Annotated in this window: 11 protein-coding genes; 1 reads left to right on the top strand and 10 read right to left on the bottom strand. The window is 37.1% G+C overall.

What is annotated here, in order from left to right; genetic code table 11:
- The first annotated feature begins 414 nt into the window (after window positions 1–414).
- The gene (locus tag OMU_RS00405) at window positions 415–927 is read left to right on the top strand and encodes a hypothetical protein (RefSeq protein ID WP_016177989.1); all 513 of its coding nucleotides are present in this window, start codon (window positions 415–417) and stop codon (window positions 925–927) included.
- 199 nt (window positions 928–1,126) lie between these two features.
- On the opposite strand, the gene OMU_RS00400 is transcribed toward OMU_RS00405, so the two are convergent.
- The 10 genes from OMU_RS00400 to OMU_RS00355 form a co-directional block, all read right to left on the bottom strand.
- A complete protein-coding gene (locus OMU_RS00400) occupies window positions 1,127–1,624 on the bottom strand; it encodes a type II TA system antitoxin MqsA family protein (protein ID WP_016177988.1) in 498 nt (165 codons plus the stop codon).
- A 16-nt stretch (window positions 1,625–1,640) separates the two neighbouring features.
- Entirely contained in the window at window positions 1,641–1,988 is a 348-nt protein-coding gene (locus OMU_RS00395) for a hypothetical protein (RefSeq protein WP_016177987.1), read from the bottom strand.
- Between the two features lie 233 nt (window positions 1,989–2,221).
- Window positions 2,222–3,205 (bottom strand): ADP-ribosylglycohydrolase family protein, encoded by a 984-nt coding sequence (locus OMU_RS00390; RefSeq protein WP_016177986.1) that lies wholly within the window; start codon window positions 3,203–3,205, stop codon window positions 2,222–2,224.
- A complete protein-coding gene (locus OMU_RS00385) occupies window positions 3,206–5,131 on the bottom strand; it encodes a beta-glucoside-specific PTS transporter subunit IIABC (protein ID WP_016177985.1) in 1,926 nt (641 codons plus the stop codon).
- Between the two features lie 101 nt (window positions 5,132–5,232).
- Entirely contained in the window at window positions 5,233–6,063 is an 831-nt protein-coding gene (gene licT / locus OMU_RS00380) for a BglG family transcription antiterminator LicT (RefSeq protein ID WP_016177984.1), read from the bottom strand.
- Window positions 6,064–6,224: 161 nt separating this feature from the next.
- A complete protein-coding gene (locus OMU_RS00375) occupies window positions 6,225–7,181 on the bottom strand; it encodes a restriction endonuclease (RefSeq protein ID WP_016177983.1) in 957 nt (318 codons plus the stop codon).
- A complete protein-coding gene (locus OMU_RS00370) occupies window positions 7,174–10,020 on the bottom strand; it encodes an AbiH family protein (protein WP_233421613.1) in 2,847 nt (948 codons plus the stop codon). Before OMU_RS00370 ends, OMU_RS00375 begins: the two co-directional genes overlap by 8 nt.
- A 10-nt stretch (window positions 10,021–10,030) precedes the next feature.
- Complete coding sequence (locus OMU_RS00365) at window positions 10,031–13,183, bottom strand: type I restriction endonuclease subunit R (RefSeq protein ID WP_016177981.1); 3,153 nt, start codon at window positions 13,181–13,183, stop codon at window positions 10,031–10,033.
- An 11-nt stretch (window positions 13,184–13,194) separates the two neighbouring features.
- Window positions 13,195–14,388, bottom strand: coding sequence for a restriction endonuclease subunit S (locus OMU_RS00360; RefSeq protein WP_016177980.1), 1,194 nt, complete (start codon window positions 14,386–14,388; stop codon window positions 13,195–13,197).
- Window positions 14,378–15,991: a type I restriction-modification system subunit M gene (locus tag OMU_RS00355; protein ID WP_016177979.1), complete on the bottom strand. Its 1,614-nt coding sequence runs from the start codon at window positions 15,989–15,991 to the stop codon at window positions 14,378–14,380. The genes OMU_RS00360 and OMU_RS00355 overlap by 11 nt, the downstream gene beginning before the upstream one ends.
- Between the last annotated feature and the right edge of the window lie 624 nt (window positions 15,992–16,615).

The raw sequence follows: 16,615 nt of genomic DNA, 5'->3' as shown, positions 1-16,615 counted from the left end.
TCGAGATTCTTGCAATAGTACAAATTATTCAATCTGGCGGCTCCGATAATTTGTTTACGCACAAATAAAGAAATGGCAGACAAATAAAGAGCCTATTCATTCCAATAAGTAATCCTTTTGTTTTCTAAAGAAAGTCTAAGGTTTTAGTGAATCAATTGTGTGAAAAAAAATAAATTCGCTTACCTCAAGAACACAAGCTTTCATAAGATTTTTAAATTATACCAAATTAAATTCAAAATTACATCATTTTTTTATTAGAAATAATTACTTATTAAAAAAAGCACTTATCTAGCAACGAACACTACTATTTACAAGTTATTAATTAGTTATTTTCAGGAGTCATTTCATTCTTCATGCTATACTTAACTCATCGAAAAAAAGGAAAACGCCTACTACTTACTGGAGGGTTGATGGATGAAAACCAAGAAGCAAAAAGAGCTGATCGATTCTTTTTTACGCACACTAGACGCTGAAGACAAATCAGTATACCGTGATATTATCGTTTACCTATCCGAACTCGGTTATAACCCCAAAAAGGAACGCTCGCATATCTCATTCAAGCATAGCCGGCACAATAAACAGATCGCCAAAATAGGCATCCGAAACAAAAAAGAGCTCTCTCACTTTTTTGCGCTGCGATTTTCCGCCTGCAACGACTACTCACAAAAATTTGCCGAAGTTGTTCGTACCAACATTGAAAAATATCCCAGCAAAACCCCCGGCTGCATCGACAACACCTGCGAATATTGCGCCGGTGAACCCGACACACATATCTACAGCTACACTTACCCAGACGGAGAGAAAAAATCCCATTGCGGAGCCAGCGCACTGGAAATTCCGAATATTTGTGCCGACGATTCCAACGAGATCAAACAGCTTATTAAAGAAGAACATGAGTATTTATTGAAGTATGAGGCAAAGCGATAAATGAAATAAACAAGAGCCGCAAACGAAATAAATCGTTTACGACTCTTGTTTCTGATGGTCAAAAATTTGAAGTTTCGTGCAAATTTTGACGAAAAACTCGAAAATATGAAGTTCACCTCAAATTTACTCACCTTGCCTTCTTTCCTCTTGTTTCACTAACACAAAAGCTTTTTCAGGAGTATGAATGATGCCATAACAATCAAATCACAGACTCGCTTCCTAACTTTTCGTATTCCTCAACTATTAATCGATCCAACAAACTAAGTAACTCAGCTATCTTTTTTGCACTAAACATTTCCTTGTTCCTGCTGACCAAACGCTTCATTCCCATCGCACTTTGAGACAAAATAAATTGAGATTCATGGGCTTTACTTTGCAAGGAACCATTTTCTATAGCGCTTAATGTGGAATAACTGATGCCTAAAAGACTAGCATATTCTTTTTGACTCAAATGATACTTTTTACGAATATCGCGTATTTTTTCAGGCATTAACCAGTTTTTACGCTGCCTATACTCATTATAATTTCGGATCAAATTTTCATTTGGACGATCAAAATCAGCATATCTTTCCCCACAATTTGAACATTCAAAATAACGATGCTCGACTTCAAGCTCCAATTCTTTGACCTTTACGCTCTTTAGCACATTAATTTCCTTAAAGCTGTCATTTCCACACTCGTAACACATTCTTTCCATTTAAGGCACCTTCCTTCTAGATTGATTCATGAAATGAAATAAAAATCGTTCCGTCTTTGCAATAATGAAATTTGACATAAGCCTCTAGCTTAATCTTGGCCTTCGGTGAAAATACAGGCATCAAGAATTTCCAGACCGATCCTGTCTGTAGCCTACCTCTTTTAATGTGCGGTTGTTCAGGTCCCGATAAATAATGCTCAACTTTTAGATTCTTTTCAAGGTAATACAAAGCCTCTTCCTCAATCCATTGAAGCCTGTTGAGTGTATCCTGATTCTTCTCTCTCGGGATGATGCGACATCGGCCATTTTTATAGTCCTTTTTGAATGCATTAATAATATTTTCTATTTCTCGAGATTCTACCATATCCGCCCTCCAAGGTTACCCTTGAGTAACCCAATTATAGTTAAGAAAAAAATTCTTGTAAATAGCTTTATAACCTTTCCTATATAAAATTACGCTTTTTTAAACACATCGATTCACCATTTTAATCAGTGTCACGAAAAAAAGCCGTCAACATTTTCAGATCGTTGACGGCTTTATTCGGAACTGTATTTTCCGATATTAAGTTTTTGTGGCTATTTTTTTATTTCACCCTACTACTTCACAAACGGAGCGACATCATCAGTCAACTCCTCAAAATCCAACTGATTAACTTCTTCGATCTGCCGGATCATTTCCTTTGGCAACTGTGGATTCATCCCGCCGCAAATTGCGGCACTGATGGCACCGATCGTGTCGGTATCCCATCCCAGAGAAGCGCTTAGTTGGGCGGCTTTTAATGGATCGCCTTTGGCTAATTCGACGATGACAAAGGCGCTTGGGATGGTTTCGATAGTTTCCATTCCCGTCCCGATTTCTTCGTATAGTCGTTTTAGGATGACGGCTTCGTCGGCTTCCTGACGCAGGATCTTGCGTGACTGATTCATGCGGAAGGTCAGTGAAGCGGCTGGAAAATCGTGTCCGTATTCTTTGGCGGCATTAATTGCGTCAAAAGCCACTGACCAAATTTCTTCGATTGATTGTCCCCCGCGAACTGTGTAGCTGATCGCGGCTGCTACCGCACTTGCTCCGGCGATGGCGATTTTGGTGTTGTGGGTTGGCAGGCAGATTTCCGCGACATTTTTTACTAGTGTCGTCAAATCACGATAATCACTGATTAGTCCGATCGGGGCAATTTTCATAGATGCCCCGTTGGTTGTTCCTGTGACACCCGTCTCTTTGATCGGCACACCTTGGGCGATTTTATCCAAAGCCTTCAATGTCGATGGACCGGAAACAAAGGCGGAAACACCTGAATTGTCGTTCCATTCCCGCAGCTCTGCGACATAGTCCGCCACGCGAATCTGCCCGTGGTTTTTCTTGATCATGGATAAGATCATCAGCACGTTCAGCGTATCATCAGTGATCGCTCCTGCCGCTAATTTGCGTCCAAACACATCGTTTTCGTTTGATGCGATTAATTCGGTTACCCCATCAGGAAAGTTCTGACGGATTTTTTCCTGCGACCAGCATTCTGTCGGCATTCCCATCGCATCTCCTAATGCTCCGGCGGCAAGTACGCCCCAAATCTTTTTTCTCACTTAATTTACCTCCGCTAAGTTAATTGCTTCTGCTTGATTGTTGAAAGGAATGACGGTCATGACCTTGTCATTGAGCTTCACATGCCCTTCCTGCTGGCTAAGCACGTCTAGAAATTGATCAGAATTCGTAACCGTCACAAAGGATTCAATCGAATAACCTGCTTCGGCGACTTTTTCCAAATCTACTTCTAGAATTTTCTCGCCTTGAACGACAGATTGTCCTTTTTCTACTAATGGATGGAAGCCTTGACCTTCTAATTCCACCGTATCAATCCCGATATGGATCAATACTTCGATCCCCGTGTCACTAATGATTCCAATAGCATGACCACTTGGGAAAACAGTTTCCACCGTACCAGTGACCGGCGAAACCACCTCGCCCTTTTCTGGGACAATCACAAAACCGCTGCCTAATGCTTTTGATGCAAAGCTTGGATCAGCTGCCTGTTCGATGGGTTTGATTTCTCCTTGTAATGGTGAAACCAACACTTCAGATTTCACGAGACTTTTTTCTTCTGGATCGATGACATCCTCTTCTTTTTTAAAGGCCATATAGGTTAACACGAACGGCACCGCCGCAGTCGCGATTGATGCAATAACTGCGATGATGACGCCATTCATACTGCCGCTTTTCGGATCAATAAAGGCCGCAAAGCCTAGAATCCCAAAGGACATCGCGTACATTTTTGTCGAAGTCAAAGCCAAGATCAACGAACCAACCGCACCGCCAAGCATTGAAAAGGCAAAACGTTTCTTGACTGGTAAACTAAAGCCGTAGATCGCCGGTTCAATGATACAGAACAAGCCCGATACCATCGCTGGAATCGCCAAGGCCTTTTGATCCTTCGAGCGTGTCCGTAAAAAGACAGCCAATACTACAGCGGTTTGCGCAAAATTGGCGGTAAAGGACATTGGGAAAATGTAATCCACGCCTGATTGTGCCAAGTTTGTAATCCCAATTGCTGAAATCGGCCAATGCAACCCAAAAATAACCAATGGTTGATAGAGCAACGCTACGACTAACGAAGTCACGACAGGAGAAATCCCATATAAACCTGATACACCTGCACTGATTAATGAGCTAAGAACATTCGTCACCGGACCAACCACCAAAATTGCTAAAGGAACCGTGATCAAGATCGTTAAGAACGAATTCACGTTGTGAGCAATCACTGCCGGCACAACCTTTTTCAGCCATTTTTCGACCTTTGAACCAACATAGACAATAAAGATAATGGGAATAACCGTGTATTGATAACCATTCGCCGGAAACAGAATCGGAATTCCAAAGAAGGTGTTAAAGACCGGCGTTTGGAACAGCGTCTCCTTGAACAGGGTATATAGCGCATCGCCGCTCGTCAGCCCTGTCATCAGCTCTGGAATCAGCAGGGTTGCTCCAAGCATCATCCCCACAAACGGATTCATCTTGAAGGCCTTCGCACTCGTGTAGCCTAATGTGACAGGTAAAAAGTAAAAGACCGCCTGCCCCATCGCATGCAAAATAATATACGCCCCATCATTGACCGACAAAACATTCGTCGCCGTCAATAAAGCCAAAATCCCCTGCAGCAAACCTGAAGCCGTTAAAATTCCTAAAACTGGCGTGATCACTTTGGTAATCGTGTCGACTAACGTACTGACTAACCCTTTTTTCTCTTCTTCCGCCGCGACCGTTTTCCCATTCAACTGTTCCTGAACCACTTGAAAAATATCCGCCACATTTGTCCCGACAACCACCTGAAACCGTCCGCTGGCAAATTGCGCACTCATGACATCCGTTGATTTCACCACTTCCTCACGCTGGACCAACGAATCATTCTTCAAGGTAAAACGCAGTCGCGTCATACAATGCGTGACGCTTAACACATTCTCCTTTCCTCCGACCTTTTCCAAAATAAATGATACCAAGCTTTGATACTTATCCATGTTGCTTCCCCCTTTTTTGGCATATAAAAAAGGCAACACTCAAACAAGAGACTCTTCATCCCTTGCTTGGGTGTTGCCTGCATAATCAGTTACAATCCCGTTTATTTAATTAGCCGCTGGACATGGAGAATCAAGTACATCTCCTCCTCCGGATAAATCCGACAGGCCAGCTTCTCTTGTAAATATTGCTTAATGATCCCGACACTCTCCGTCGCCTTCGGATAAAACTGAACCACCTGTTCATACATCTCCGGCACCGCTTCCTGTCTTGGTTCATTTATTATGACACGTTGAATAAAGAATTTCAAGTGGGTAACGAAACGAACATAATTCAGTGATTCCGTATCCAGTTCGATCCCTAAACCATCCTCTACGATCAAGACCACCTTTTGCAACATCTCCGTTGTCAACAACGTCTGAGCCGTATCATTGTTCAAGCCGCCATTAATAAAGTGAAGCGCGATAAATCCCGCCTCATCCTCATTCAGCTCGATCCCCTCATAATAGCTGATCTGCTCCAGCGCCTTCATGCCCGCCGCAAATTCCTTCGGATAAAACTTCTTGATCTCCAATAACAACGCATTTTGAATCGTTTCCCCATTCCGAAACCGATTCACCGCATAATTAATGTGATCCGCCAACCCAATATAGGTATTCCCATCAAAGGTCCGCTCCAGCTCCGCTTCCGCAGCTTTGACGATCACCGTCACCATCTCCAGCCGATTGATCGGGACTTCTTCGATCAATTGCACAAACCGATCCGCCACATTCGGAGAATCCACCACGAACGTCTTCTCGATCTTATTCTTCTCAACTGTCTCGCCAACCCGTTTCCGAAAGGCAATCCCTCTGCCGATCAAGATCCGCTCCAGACCCTTCGTATCAATCACCAAGACCACATTGTTGTTAAAAATCTTCTTAATTCTAAGCAAGCTCTCTCCCCATCCTCCGCCTCAGCAAACTTTCATAAGTTATGATACGGGTTCTTTGGGGAAAGTCAAGGAGGGATAAGATGAAATAGGTATCAAAACCATTAGAAAAAGCTGTTAAAATGAACGATACTCGTCATTCTAACAGCTTTTAGTATGATAGTTTAAATCATATCCTCTTCAAAATAATCACTATCTATTCGAAATTGCTTGTAGACCTTCGCTACTTCAATACCGACACCATATTGCATCATAAGATCAGTTAGCTTAATTCCGTCAATCAAGACAATTCCCTGGCTTTTAGCAAACTCTTGCGCACCTTTAGCAAAATTAGATGTAGTAATAAAGACCCCACGATCAGCATTTACACCTGCTAATGCACCGTAAAAAGATTGTATTGCTGGACGTCCTACTGTATTTCCATCTTTATAGCGTTTCGCCTGAATGTAAACAGTGCTCGTTCCCAACGGATCTTGATTAATAATCCCGTCGATTCCACCATCGTTACTCTGAGTGGTCACTTTGGCATCTCCATTTTTACCGCTATATCCCATTGCTACAAGTAGATCAACAACTAACTTCTCAAAAAATGAAGGCTCAACCTGACGAACTTTGTTCAAAAGTTCAATGGCTAACTCATTATTTTGATTATTTATGATACTCTCCACCTGAATCTCTTTTTCTTCTGCTTCTGGAATAGAAATCTTGTTTCCAATCCGCTCATTTCGAATGTCCAACTCTTTTTTATATTCTTTAAAAGCAGGCAATTCTTCTAACATTTTCTTAGTAAGTTTATCTCCATGCTTATCTAACATAGCAAGTCCAGATTCAGTAATCCTATAAACACCACGTCTTGGTCTTTGAACTAAGCCAGAAATGTACAGACTACTTAATGCCCATCCAAATCGATCAATCAAAATACTGTCTTTATGTGGAGTATCTGGATAATTTTCTTCTAATAAATCTTCAGGAATTTGAAGAAACTCTACTACACGTTTGATGATTGTTTTTTTATGGAATTCACCACCATCTTTTATGGCTTCCAAGACATAAGGTAGCAAGGAATCATTTGTAGGAACACCATTAGCTGAATGCTTAAGTTTTCGCCAATCTCTATTCATAAGCTGTTGCCTCCTGACGTAATTCCTCTTCCAGAGGTAATAACTTCTCGTCCAAAACCTCTTGCCAAGCACTTTTCAGTAACTGTAGATATTTAAAAGAAGTTGTATTTGGGTGTAATACTTTATATTCTTCAAACCTATTACTTTTGTTTATTTTTTTGAGATTAGGGATGGGGTCCATTCCTCTCTCATATTCCAAAGCAGAAAAGTCTAGTTGATCTGAAGAGACAAACCATTCTTCTGAAAAACGTTTAATTATTTCTAATTTCGCCCTTTCAAAATGAAGTTTTTTCAGATCAAAAACTTCTAATTGAGTAAAATCGGATTTATTTTCCAGATCGTCAATGATACTTTTATAAACTTCTATTACTAAATTACTCTTACCTTTTTTATTCAAAAAAAGTAACAAGTTATCAGTATTTATCTTACCGTGAGAGTACTCAAAGAGTAACTTGTCAATTTCTGAAAAATCAATCTTCTCTTTGACTTCAATTTTTGAACTTGCAGCGATATTCTTGTCAACGCTAGAATTATCTTTTGAAATATTTGTGGCATCATCTGCATCCAATAAATGATTTTTTACTGTATCCAGAAATTCATTATCAACAGAATCATCTGACGAACCAGATATTTCGGCATACCATTTTTTGAATTCCGAAAATATTCTTTGATTCTTCTTTTTATTCGGATTTATAATATTTAGAATCGTTTCTTCAATAATTTCCTTTGTATTACTCTTTGAAGGAGACTCTTCTGTTTTAAATTTATATTGTTTGTAATAATCATCAATATAGATAGAAACCTCATCAATAATCAGTTTAATATCTTTTGAAAAAATATCTAATGGTACATCCACATCTATATTTTTAAATGTAGTAATATTATCTGGGCTATTTAATTGCAAAGTCTCAAATTTAGGAAATCCAAATAGTGATTCATTATCTTTAAGCAAAGAAGACAAACTTAAGAATTCTTCTTGATAACCAACTATAGTAATCTCTTTTATCTCATTTCCTACCGTTATGTTTGGAAAACTAGAGGCTGAGCAATCGATGTAAAGTAGCTCTAAATTGGATAAATGAACTTCATTCTCATAATCATCAGTATCAGACATGACTATCGAGAGCTCCAGTAAATTTTTAGCACTTCCAAAAACAGAACTGTCTATTACGATATTGGCATTTTTCTCGATAATGATTTTTTCTAAATTATTGATAGACTTTACAGAATTAAATAAAAGCTTTTGAACAGCTCTCTCTGGATTGAAGGTACAATCTTTTATTTCAAACCTTACCAAACTCTCGCATACAGATAGATCAATTTCAGATTCGTTGTTATTCAAGAAAACACAATGGTTCATGATTAACTGTTTCAAATCGTTCCCTTGTTTTATTAAGGTAAGCAAAAAATCAATACTAATACCCGTATCTTCAAACGAAACTTTTTCCACAGATTCTAACATTTCAATGAGTGCATTAGATTTGCATAGACTTTCTATCTCATGTTCTTCCATCTCACCTAAAAACGAGATTTTTTTAATTGGGGTTTTTATTCTTTTTTTATTGAGACTACTTATCAATTTTAAAACTATATCTACGTTCTCATTAGTGATTTCAAGATCAGTGATATGTTTAAAAATGAAATGGTTGGAGGTCAGAGAAAGATCATCTAAAATCTTTTCTTCTGGAAATTTATTTATCAGAAAAGGAGCAATAGTTTGATACATCCCAAAATTGTTAATTAATAATTCATCTTCAAATAATATTTCTATAAAAGGAACTAATTTTACTTTCTCAATAATTGAAGAACCTAACCTTCTAATTAGTTCTTCCATTTTAGTTGTATAATCAGTTTCATAATAGAAAATAAAAATTCTATCCGCATCTTCAAGTATCTTACTTAAAAATTGAAAATCACTTCCTTGCAACGAATGCCCCATGATATATAGATCGAATTTGTTTTCTCGTTTGTAGTTACTGTTTTTTTCTATTACTCCACTACTATCATACTGTGCGGAATCTTCGAAAATTAGTTCCTCACATCTTTTTTTGTCAAGTTCATCCATTATAACTTTACGAGTCGAACTTAATTTATCATTTTCTTTTATTCTAAATAGTTTGTCATTCAATAAAGATTTCGAGTAATGGATATTTTTTGTATCTTCTCTGTCAGCAAAACCGCCACCAAAAAGAATATTGTCATCTTCTATACTGCCATGAATATGAGCAATTCTGTTTTGAATTTTCTTTATCTCTCTGTTTGCCTTCGCTCGTCGCTCACTTTCATCAGTGATTTCATCATCACTCATAACCTTTTCGAATATGATATCTTCACTAAGATCCTCTAGAGTGTTTGTGTAATTAAAATTGATAAAAAAAGCATCACTGTCGCTAAGCAAGTCTTTAATAACAGGATTGATATTTTTAGAAAATTTTTTCGCTGATGAGCCGTATTGTGGCAATATATTTTTCTTTAGCCATTTTTGATATTCATCAGAAATGTAATCATGAAAATCTCTTTCTAATTTTTTTATTGAATCATTTATTACTGTAATTTCAAAAGAATCCTGTAAATCTTCATGTTGTACACGATTATTGACACTTCTTACTGTCTCTTCGTATAGACTCTCAAAATCTGACCAATTTAATTTGAAATCCTCGTATTTTCTTAAGAATAACCGGTTGTATTCATAAAGCTCTAAATCCTCAGAGAAATGATGTCTCTCTTTGATATACTCAATAAAATCCTTATATGAGCTCTTTAGTCCTACGCTTATATCAAACCCATTTCCGACTACGACAACCTTATTCCTTCCCTCAACGTCCACTTCATTTAACACACCTTTCAAACTACCTCAACTCATCTTCCAATGGTATCAATTCTTCATCAAGAACTCCCCGCCATGCACGTTTCATCTCTTGTGGATATTTGAATGGTTTAGCTTCTGGATTAAGCGATTTATACCCTTCAAAGTTTTTACTTTCAATAATCCCTTTGATATTTGGAATCGGATCTTCACCAATGATATATTGCACTCTTGAAGATTGAAGTTCATCGCCTGAGACGAACCACTCTTCCGCAAAATGACCAACAATTTGATCTATCGCTTGAGTAAAATAATGACGTTTTACCACAAAAATATCTTCATTCGGCTCAATTTGATCTTCATCAAATGCATTTAAAATTTGACGATACACATCTTTGACACATTCTTTCTTATTTAATTTTTTCAGTGCTTTTTCGATTTCTTCACGAACATCCGGACTATTCGCCGCATAGGTACCTAGAAGCTGATCAATGTATGAAGAATCAATATCGTACAATTTGATCGAATTGTCACTGTAAAACTCTATTGACGAAAAATCAGGTGGATCAATTCCGACAGGTGGTACTTCCATCAATGATCCTTTTACAGTCTGATAGACACCTACTTGTTCTTCCAAAATAGAAACTTGATTCTTCAGAGCGTCCGAACTTACGATATCCTCATTGTACTCATCATAAGTCACCAACGCTTCGTAAGAGTTATTCATTTCCTGAAAGGCTTTGACATAATCCACACGTGTCTCTAATGGTGTATCTTCACTAATTCCAGGCACAATCGTGAATTCTTGTAACTTTCGATAGGCTTTTTTGAAACGTTTTTTTGATTCGTTATACGTTGGATAGATTAGAGAAGATTCTTCATTAGATTTAGAATAAAGTATGGTTGCATCTTCGACATTCTTTTCCATCGTGTTGGGTTTTCTAAAGGTCACAATCAACCCTTTCGTCTTTTCTGGATAGGTTCGATTGGTACGAGAAAATGCTTGAATCAAGCCAGCATATTCCAAATTCCGATCAACGAATAATGTTTGAATTGTCGGTGCATCAAATCCGGTTAACAACCGATCTACCACAATGACTAAATCAATGTGCCTGCCGAACTGTTTAAACTCCGCCTTTTTTCTAGCTAAACGATTATTAATATCGCCATTATACCGTTCAATCTCTGCTAAATTCCAAGCGGTACCATAATAATCATTGTACTCACTGATAATTCCTTGCATTTCAGCTTGTTGTTCTTTGGCCTTATCTGTATTTTCATCTAAGGAATATGTGATGGCGATTCGTGGAAAATCTGGATCATCCATTGTCCGACCTTCGCGAATCGGTTGGTTCGGAAACTCTCGTTTCATCCAATCCGAGTCTTTTGTCATTTCTTTAATTGCTCGATAATACTTTTTCGCCATCTGAATGGAACTGGTTGTTAGAATGGCTGATTTGGTAGGACGACCATTTCGAAAATCAAATTTCGTGTACGCATTATTAGGACGGAAAATTTTATGAATTACTTTTTGAATGTGCTCATTATTTTCGTAAACTGCTGGTTCAATATAGCTTTCCTTCTTTATCGGATTCATATTATCAACGAGTAGATTAATCTGTTCAGGAGAATAAGACGCATATTTTTCGACTTTACTTAATTCGTTGTGAATCTTATTATCCAGTGAAGTCGTTTCGATTGTATTCTCATGTTCCACTTGAAATCCTAGAACAGAACCATCTTCTAGGGCATTTTTGATGGTATAGGTGTGTAGGACCTCGCCATATTGATCAGTCGTTGTCCGTGCTAATTGTCCTTTTGCTTGCTTTTTATTCACTTCAAAAATCGGTGTGCCGGTAAAACCAAACCAAGTCGATTTTGGAAAGAATCCTTTGATTTCTTCCATGTTTTCAGCGCTTAAGGCACGATGACATTCATCAACAACAAAAACAATATGTTGCCCCATCAATTTTTGATAACGATTTGTACCGTTCTTTTCTTCTTGCTTCTTAGCATATTTCAACGCAGCATCTAATTTTTGACGTGTCGTCACAATCACGACATTCGCATTGGCATCAGCTAGCAGTGTATCTCCTAGTTCTTTCGCACTCCCTGTTCCAACAATCAAACTATTCGATTTAGCACTTCCAGATGAGATGCCGGTATTATATTCAGAAGCAAATTTGGTAAACTCGCTGGTAGTTTGGCTATCTAAATCTTTTCGGTCGACCAACATAATCGTGCGATCGATCCCTATTTTTCTAGCCAATAGTTTCGTTGAAACAAAACTCGTCAGTGTTTTTCCTGAACCTGTCGCATGCCAAACATACCCCGATTGATGTTTATTCGCCGCGGTAAACAATGCTTCAATTGCATGTATCTGATAAGGATGAAGTACCATCAATACCTTATTGTCTTGATCCTCGCTGACAACTGTATAGTCTGCAATTAACCGATGGGCTTTGGGAATATTCAAAACTTGCTTACAAAACTCATACAAGTTCTCAACTTTTTTATTATCTGTTGTCCGCCAACTGAATAAGAACTTCTTATGCATATCTTTTGGCATCGCGTTAGCAAAATAGCGTGTCGTTTGTTCATTCGAAATCACAAATAGTTGCAACGTTGAAAAGATGTTATTCCGAAACATCCCTTCTTCCGAATACTTCTTGATTTGATTAAAAGCTTGATATACACCATCTTTAGCGGTCGTTTGTTTTAACTCAATCTGAACAATCGGCAACCCATTAATTAACAATGTTACATCGAAACGACGATCTCGCGCATCCGCACTACTCCCTTGTTTCGCAATTTGATTCACCACTTCATACGTAGAAAGTCCACCACCAATGTCTTGGTTGGAATAGATAATCGGAGAAATTGAGCCTAGACTAGCATCCTCACGCTCAATTGTAATCCGAGCGATGCCATTCTCACCCTTTAACCATTTCGCCGCATCAAAAGGTGTCTGAGTCCGCAATAAAATTTCCGTCTTAATTGTTTCAAACTCTTTATCGGTAAGTGGATGTTCGCCAATTTCAGATAAATTATTCTGAACAATTTTTTGTCGTAGATTTCGCCAAAGATCATCTTCAGATTTCAACTCAGAACGATAGGTCCACTGATTATGTCCTTCACCTAAGACATCAATTAAATGACGTTCCACTTCTGCTTCTTCTCGATGAGGAATTTTCATCACGACACCTCCTAGACAAATAGTTTCTGTAAGAATGCTTTTTTAGTTAATTGAAGAAGTTCCAATTCACGCTGATGAAGAGTGATCGTATCATCTAGCTGCTTGAAGAAGGCACCAATTTTTTGTTGTTCTTTTACGTCGGGAATAATAATCAGAGCTTCTCTAATATCATTTGAATTAATACTTTCAAATGTTGACCCTGTGCTATATCTATTCCAATAGCCGTTCTCTTTCATTTTTCCGAGTTGTTGGAAAATAAAATTATTTCCTTTAATGGCTGCAACTCCACGTCCCAAAACTACATCATAATCAGTTTTTCCAATGTCTCCCACTGGAGCGCGAACACTTAAAATCAGATCACCTTTTTCTGCTTGTTTTGTAACTTGAGTAGTCCAAACTCTTGGAACAACTCTATTGTTTTTCATATCTGCGTTTCCTTGAACTAAAATATAATCGTTTGGATTATCTGTATAATTTTCTGAATTTGGGGATTGTCCCATAACAATCTGAACAACTTCTCCCAACTTACGCTGTTCCCAATCATCAGTGAATCCTGGAAAGCGAACTTCTGGTACTTTCTCTCCTTCTTTTGGAAACATCTTTTGCAAGAAGCCTTGTTTTGTTTGTTTTAGCGTAGTGAGTTCTTGCTGATGAAGAGAGATTGCATGCGTTAAATCATCTAAAAATTCTCCGATTTTCTTCTGTTCAGCTAAATTAGGAAAAGGGATCGGCATTTCTTTAAACACTGAATCTTTAATAGCAAATCGATCTGCTCTCGCACCTGAATCACCATTCAATTTCATAAATCTATGCCACAGAGTTGAATCAAAAAAGTATTCTAAAAATCGTTTATCTATGTTATGAGTTCGAAAAACATAGTATAAAGGGGACATTACTCCGGTTCTCCCTAATTTATTACGCTTTATAGGTCCCACTGGTGCGAAATTTGAAATACGTGGATTGTATACAAAATCATCATTTCGAACAATGTAATAACCATTCAAACTCTTTTTGTTAGAAATATCTTTATCAAAAAAATCTCTTTGATTGATAATTCCAAACTCGGCAGAATTAGTGAGTGTTTCAGTATATTCATTATTTTTATTTTTTTCGGTAACTTTATCCGAAATATCTTTTAGATTGCAATACAACCAATCATTTTTAAACTCTTGAAATCGTACTTTTGGTTTTTTTCTATTCTCCATGATCAAACACCTCTAGTGCACCTTTTATCCAATCCTCGTTTTCTGGACTTATTTCTAAAGTTGAAATCATTTCAAACAAACTTCTTGCTAATACTTCTTTTTCTTTACGAATTTGTTTTATTTCTTTTCCAATATTGACCATATCAACCAGCTCTTCTTCTTCAAAAGTTTCAACATATCGTGGAATATTTAAGTTGTAATCATTTTCTTTAATTTCATCAAAGCTTGCTAAGTAAGCAAACTTAGAATATTTCCCATCGTCATTCACATTTGATCTATCAGTGTATGTTTCAATAATTTTTCTAATATTATCTTCGGACAATCTATTTTGATTCTTACCTTTAATAAAATCATTACTTGCATCAATGAATAAAACATCACGAGTTGTACGGTTTTTCTTTAAGATAATCACAGTAGTTGGAATGGATGTTCCATAAAATAGATTAGCTGGCATTCCAATGACTGCGTAAATACTACCATTTTCCAATAGTTTCTGACGGATGGTACCCTCTGCTGCTCCACGGAATAAAACCCCGTGAGGCAAGACAATCGCCATTGTCCCCGTTTCTTTTAAGTGATAGTAACCATGTAATAAGAAAGCAAAATCAGCTTTTGATTTTGGTGCTAATTTTCCATAGCGATTAAACCGAGAATCATCTAAAAATGAAGTATCTGCTGACCATTTTGCTGAATATGGCGGATTCATAACAACCGAATCAAAAGTATAGGGCTCATCAGTTGGCCAATCTTTGTTCAATGTATCTCCATTACGCAAATTCATATCTTCTGAATCAACGCCATGCAAGATCAAATTCATTTTCGCCAAATTAAAGGTTGTTGTATTCAATTCTTGACCATGAAATTTTACATTTTCTGGATAAGTTAAATATTTACGTACATTTAGCATTAGTGACCCAGAACCCATCGTTGGGTCAAACACGCTAAATAGCTTTTTGTCTTTTTGATCGATAGTAACAATTTGCGCCATCATATCTGATACCATGCTAGGCGTATAGAATTCCCCTGCCTTTTTTCCAGCTTCTGAGGCGAACTGACTGATTAGAAATTCATAGGCATCACCGATAACGTCTCCGTCGTGTCCTATCACATCCACATCATTTAATTTCTTCAAAACATCAGTAATCGTTACATTACGTTGTTGGTCATCTGAACCTAGTTTTTTCGACTGCAAATCCACATCGTCAAATAAGCCATTGAACTGGTCATATTTTGAAGACAAATCCACAAAGGATTTGTTTAGATCATTTAATTGAAAAATATTTTGTTTTGCTTGATCTGCTAATACATTGAATAAATACATTGGATCAATATCGTAACCCAAGGTGTCAACGATTGTTGCAATCAAATCTTCTTTGGAATCTTCATCAGACAATAGCTCTTTATACAGAGTTGTCTGCTTTTCTGGTGTATCATATTTCTCTAATGATTCGTCGGCTAATAGCACAACTTGTTGTAATAATTTATCAGAAAGGTATTTGTAGAAAATCAATCCTAGTAGATAGTTTTTATATTCTGATGCATCCATTTTGCTGCGAAGATTATCCGCCGCACTAAATAAACGTTGATTTAATTCTGCGCCCATTTATATACTCCCTTTTTTAAATAAAATTCAATTATTTGCGTACCTTATTATTTTACCATTCTGAGACTATAAACTCATGCACTTTATTATTCAAGTGATATAAAGAGTGGCTTTGGTCTTATCTATATAATTAACAACTAATATTTCTTAGCCTTTTATTTTTGTTAAGGCGATAAAGAACGAGATAGGATTTTAAGGGAAATAAGGGCGAAAGCAGAAAAATTATAGTTCAAATCAGCAATATCAAAATTAAAGAAAAAATTTTCTAGATTAATTTAAGAGGAAAAAACGCAATTACTAAACCGATAAAGAAAACCTAGGATAAACAAAGTTCGACCCTAATCTTTTCAATTCCTCGCCGAACAAAATTTGATTTCAAATATAATGAAAAAAATTCGAATTAGAAGAGTTGAAAACTAAGAAAAGATAGCTTTAACTATAATGTCTCTAACAATATTTGGTAGTTTAACTATTTTCTCCGTAAATTTATTTTGTTTTAAAAATGAGAAAGGTTCTGTGGTAAATATCGGAAATATCAATAGTCCAGTCAACAATACAAATATCACAAACAATAAAATACTTGATGAAAATGAGAGTTTTCAAAAAGTGCATTTTCAAATGAAA

The sequence above is a fragment of the Enterococcus avium ATCC 14025 genome (assembly GCF_000406965.1).
In the GTDB taxonomy this organism is placed as follows: domain Bacteria; phylum Bacillota; class Bacilli; order Lactobacillales; family Enterococcaceae; genus Enterococcus_A; species Enterococcus_A avium.
Note: the sequence above shows the minus strand (reverse complement) of the source record. Positions and strands in the feature narration are given on the sequence as shown.

Coding starts and splice junctions, on each gene's coding strand:
- OMU_RS00385 (WP_016177985.1), bottom strand. CDS start 5,131: ATGGATAAGTATCAAAGCTTGGTATCATTTATTTTGGAAAAGGTCGGA.
- OMU_RS00405 (WP_016177989.1), top strand. CDS start 415: ATGAAAACCAAGAAGCAAAAAGAGCTGATCGATTCTTTTTTACGCACA.
- OMU_RS00360 (WP_016177980.1), bottom strand. CDS start 14,388: ATGGAGAATAGAAAAAAACCAAAAGTACGATTTCAAGAGTTTAAAAAT.
- OMU_RS00365 (WP_016177981.1), bottom strand. CDS start 13,183: ATGAAAATTCCTCATCGAGAAGAAGCAGAAGTGGAACGTCATTTAATT.
- OMU_RS00355 (WP_016177979.1), bottom strand. CDS start 15,991: ATGGGCGCAGAATTAAATCAACGTTTATTTAGTGCGGCGGATAATCTT.
- OMU_RS00395 (WP_016177987.1), bottom strand. CDS start 1,988: ATGGTAGAATCTCGAGAAATAGAAAATATTATTAATGCATTCAAAAAG.
- OMU_RS00400 (WP_016177988.1), bottom strand. CDS start 1,624: ATGGAAAGAATGTGTTACGAGTGTGGAAATGACAGCTTTAAGGAAATT.
- OMU_RS00375 (WP_016177983.1), bottom strand. CDS start 7,181: ATGAATAGAGATTGGCGAAAACTTAAGCATTCAGCTAATGGTGTTCCT.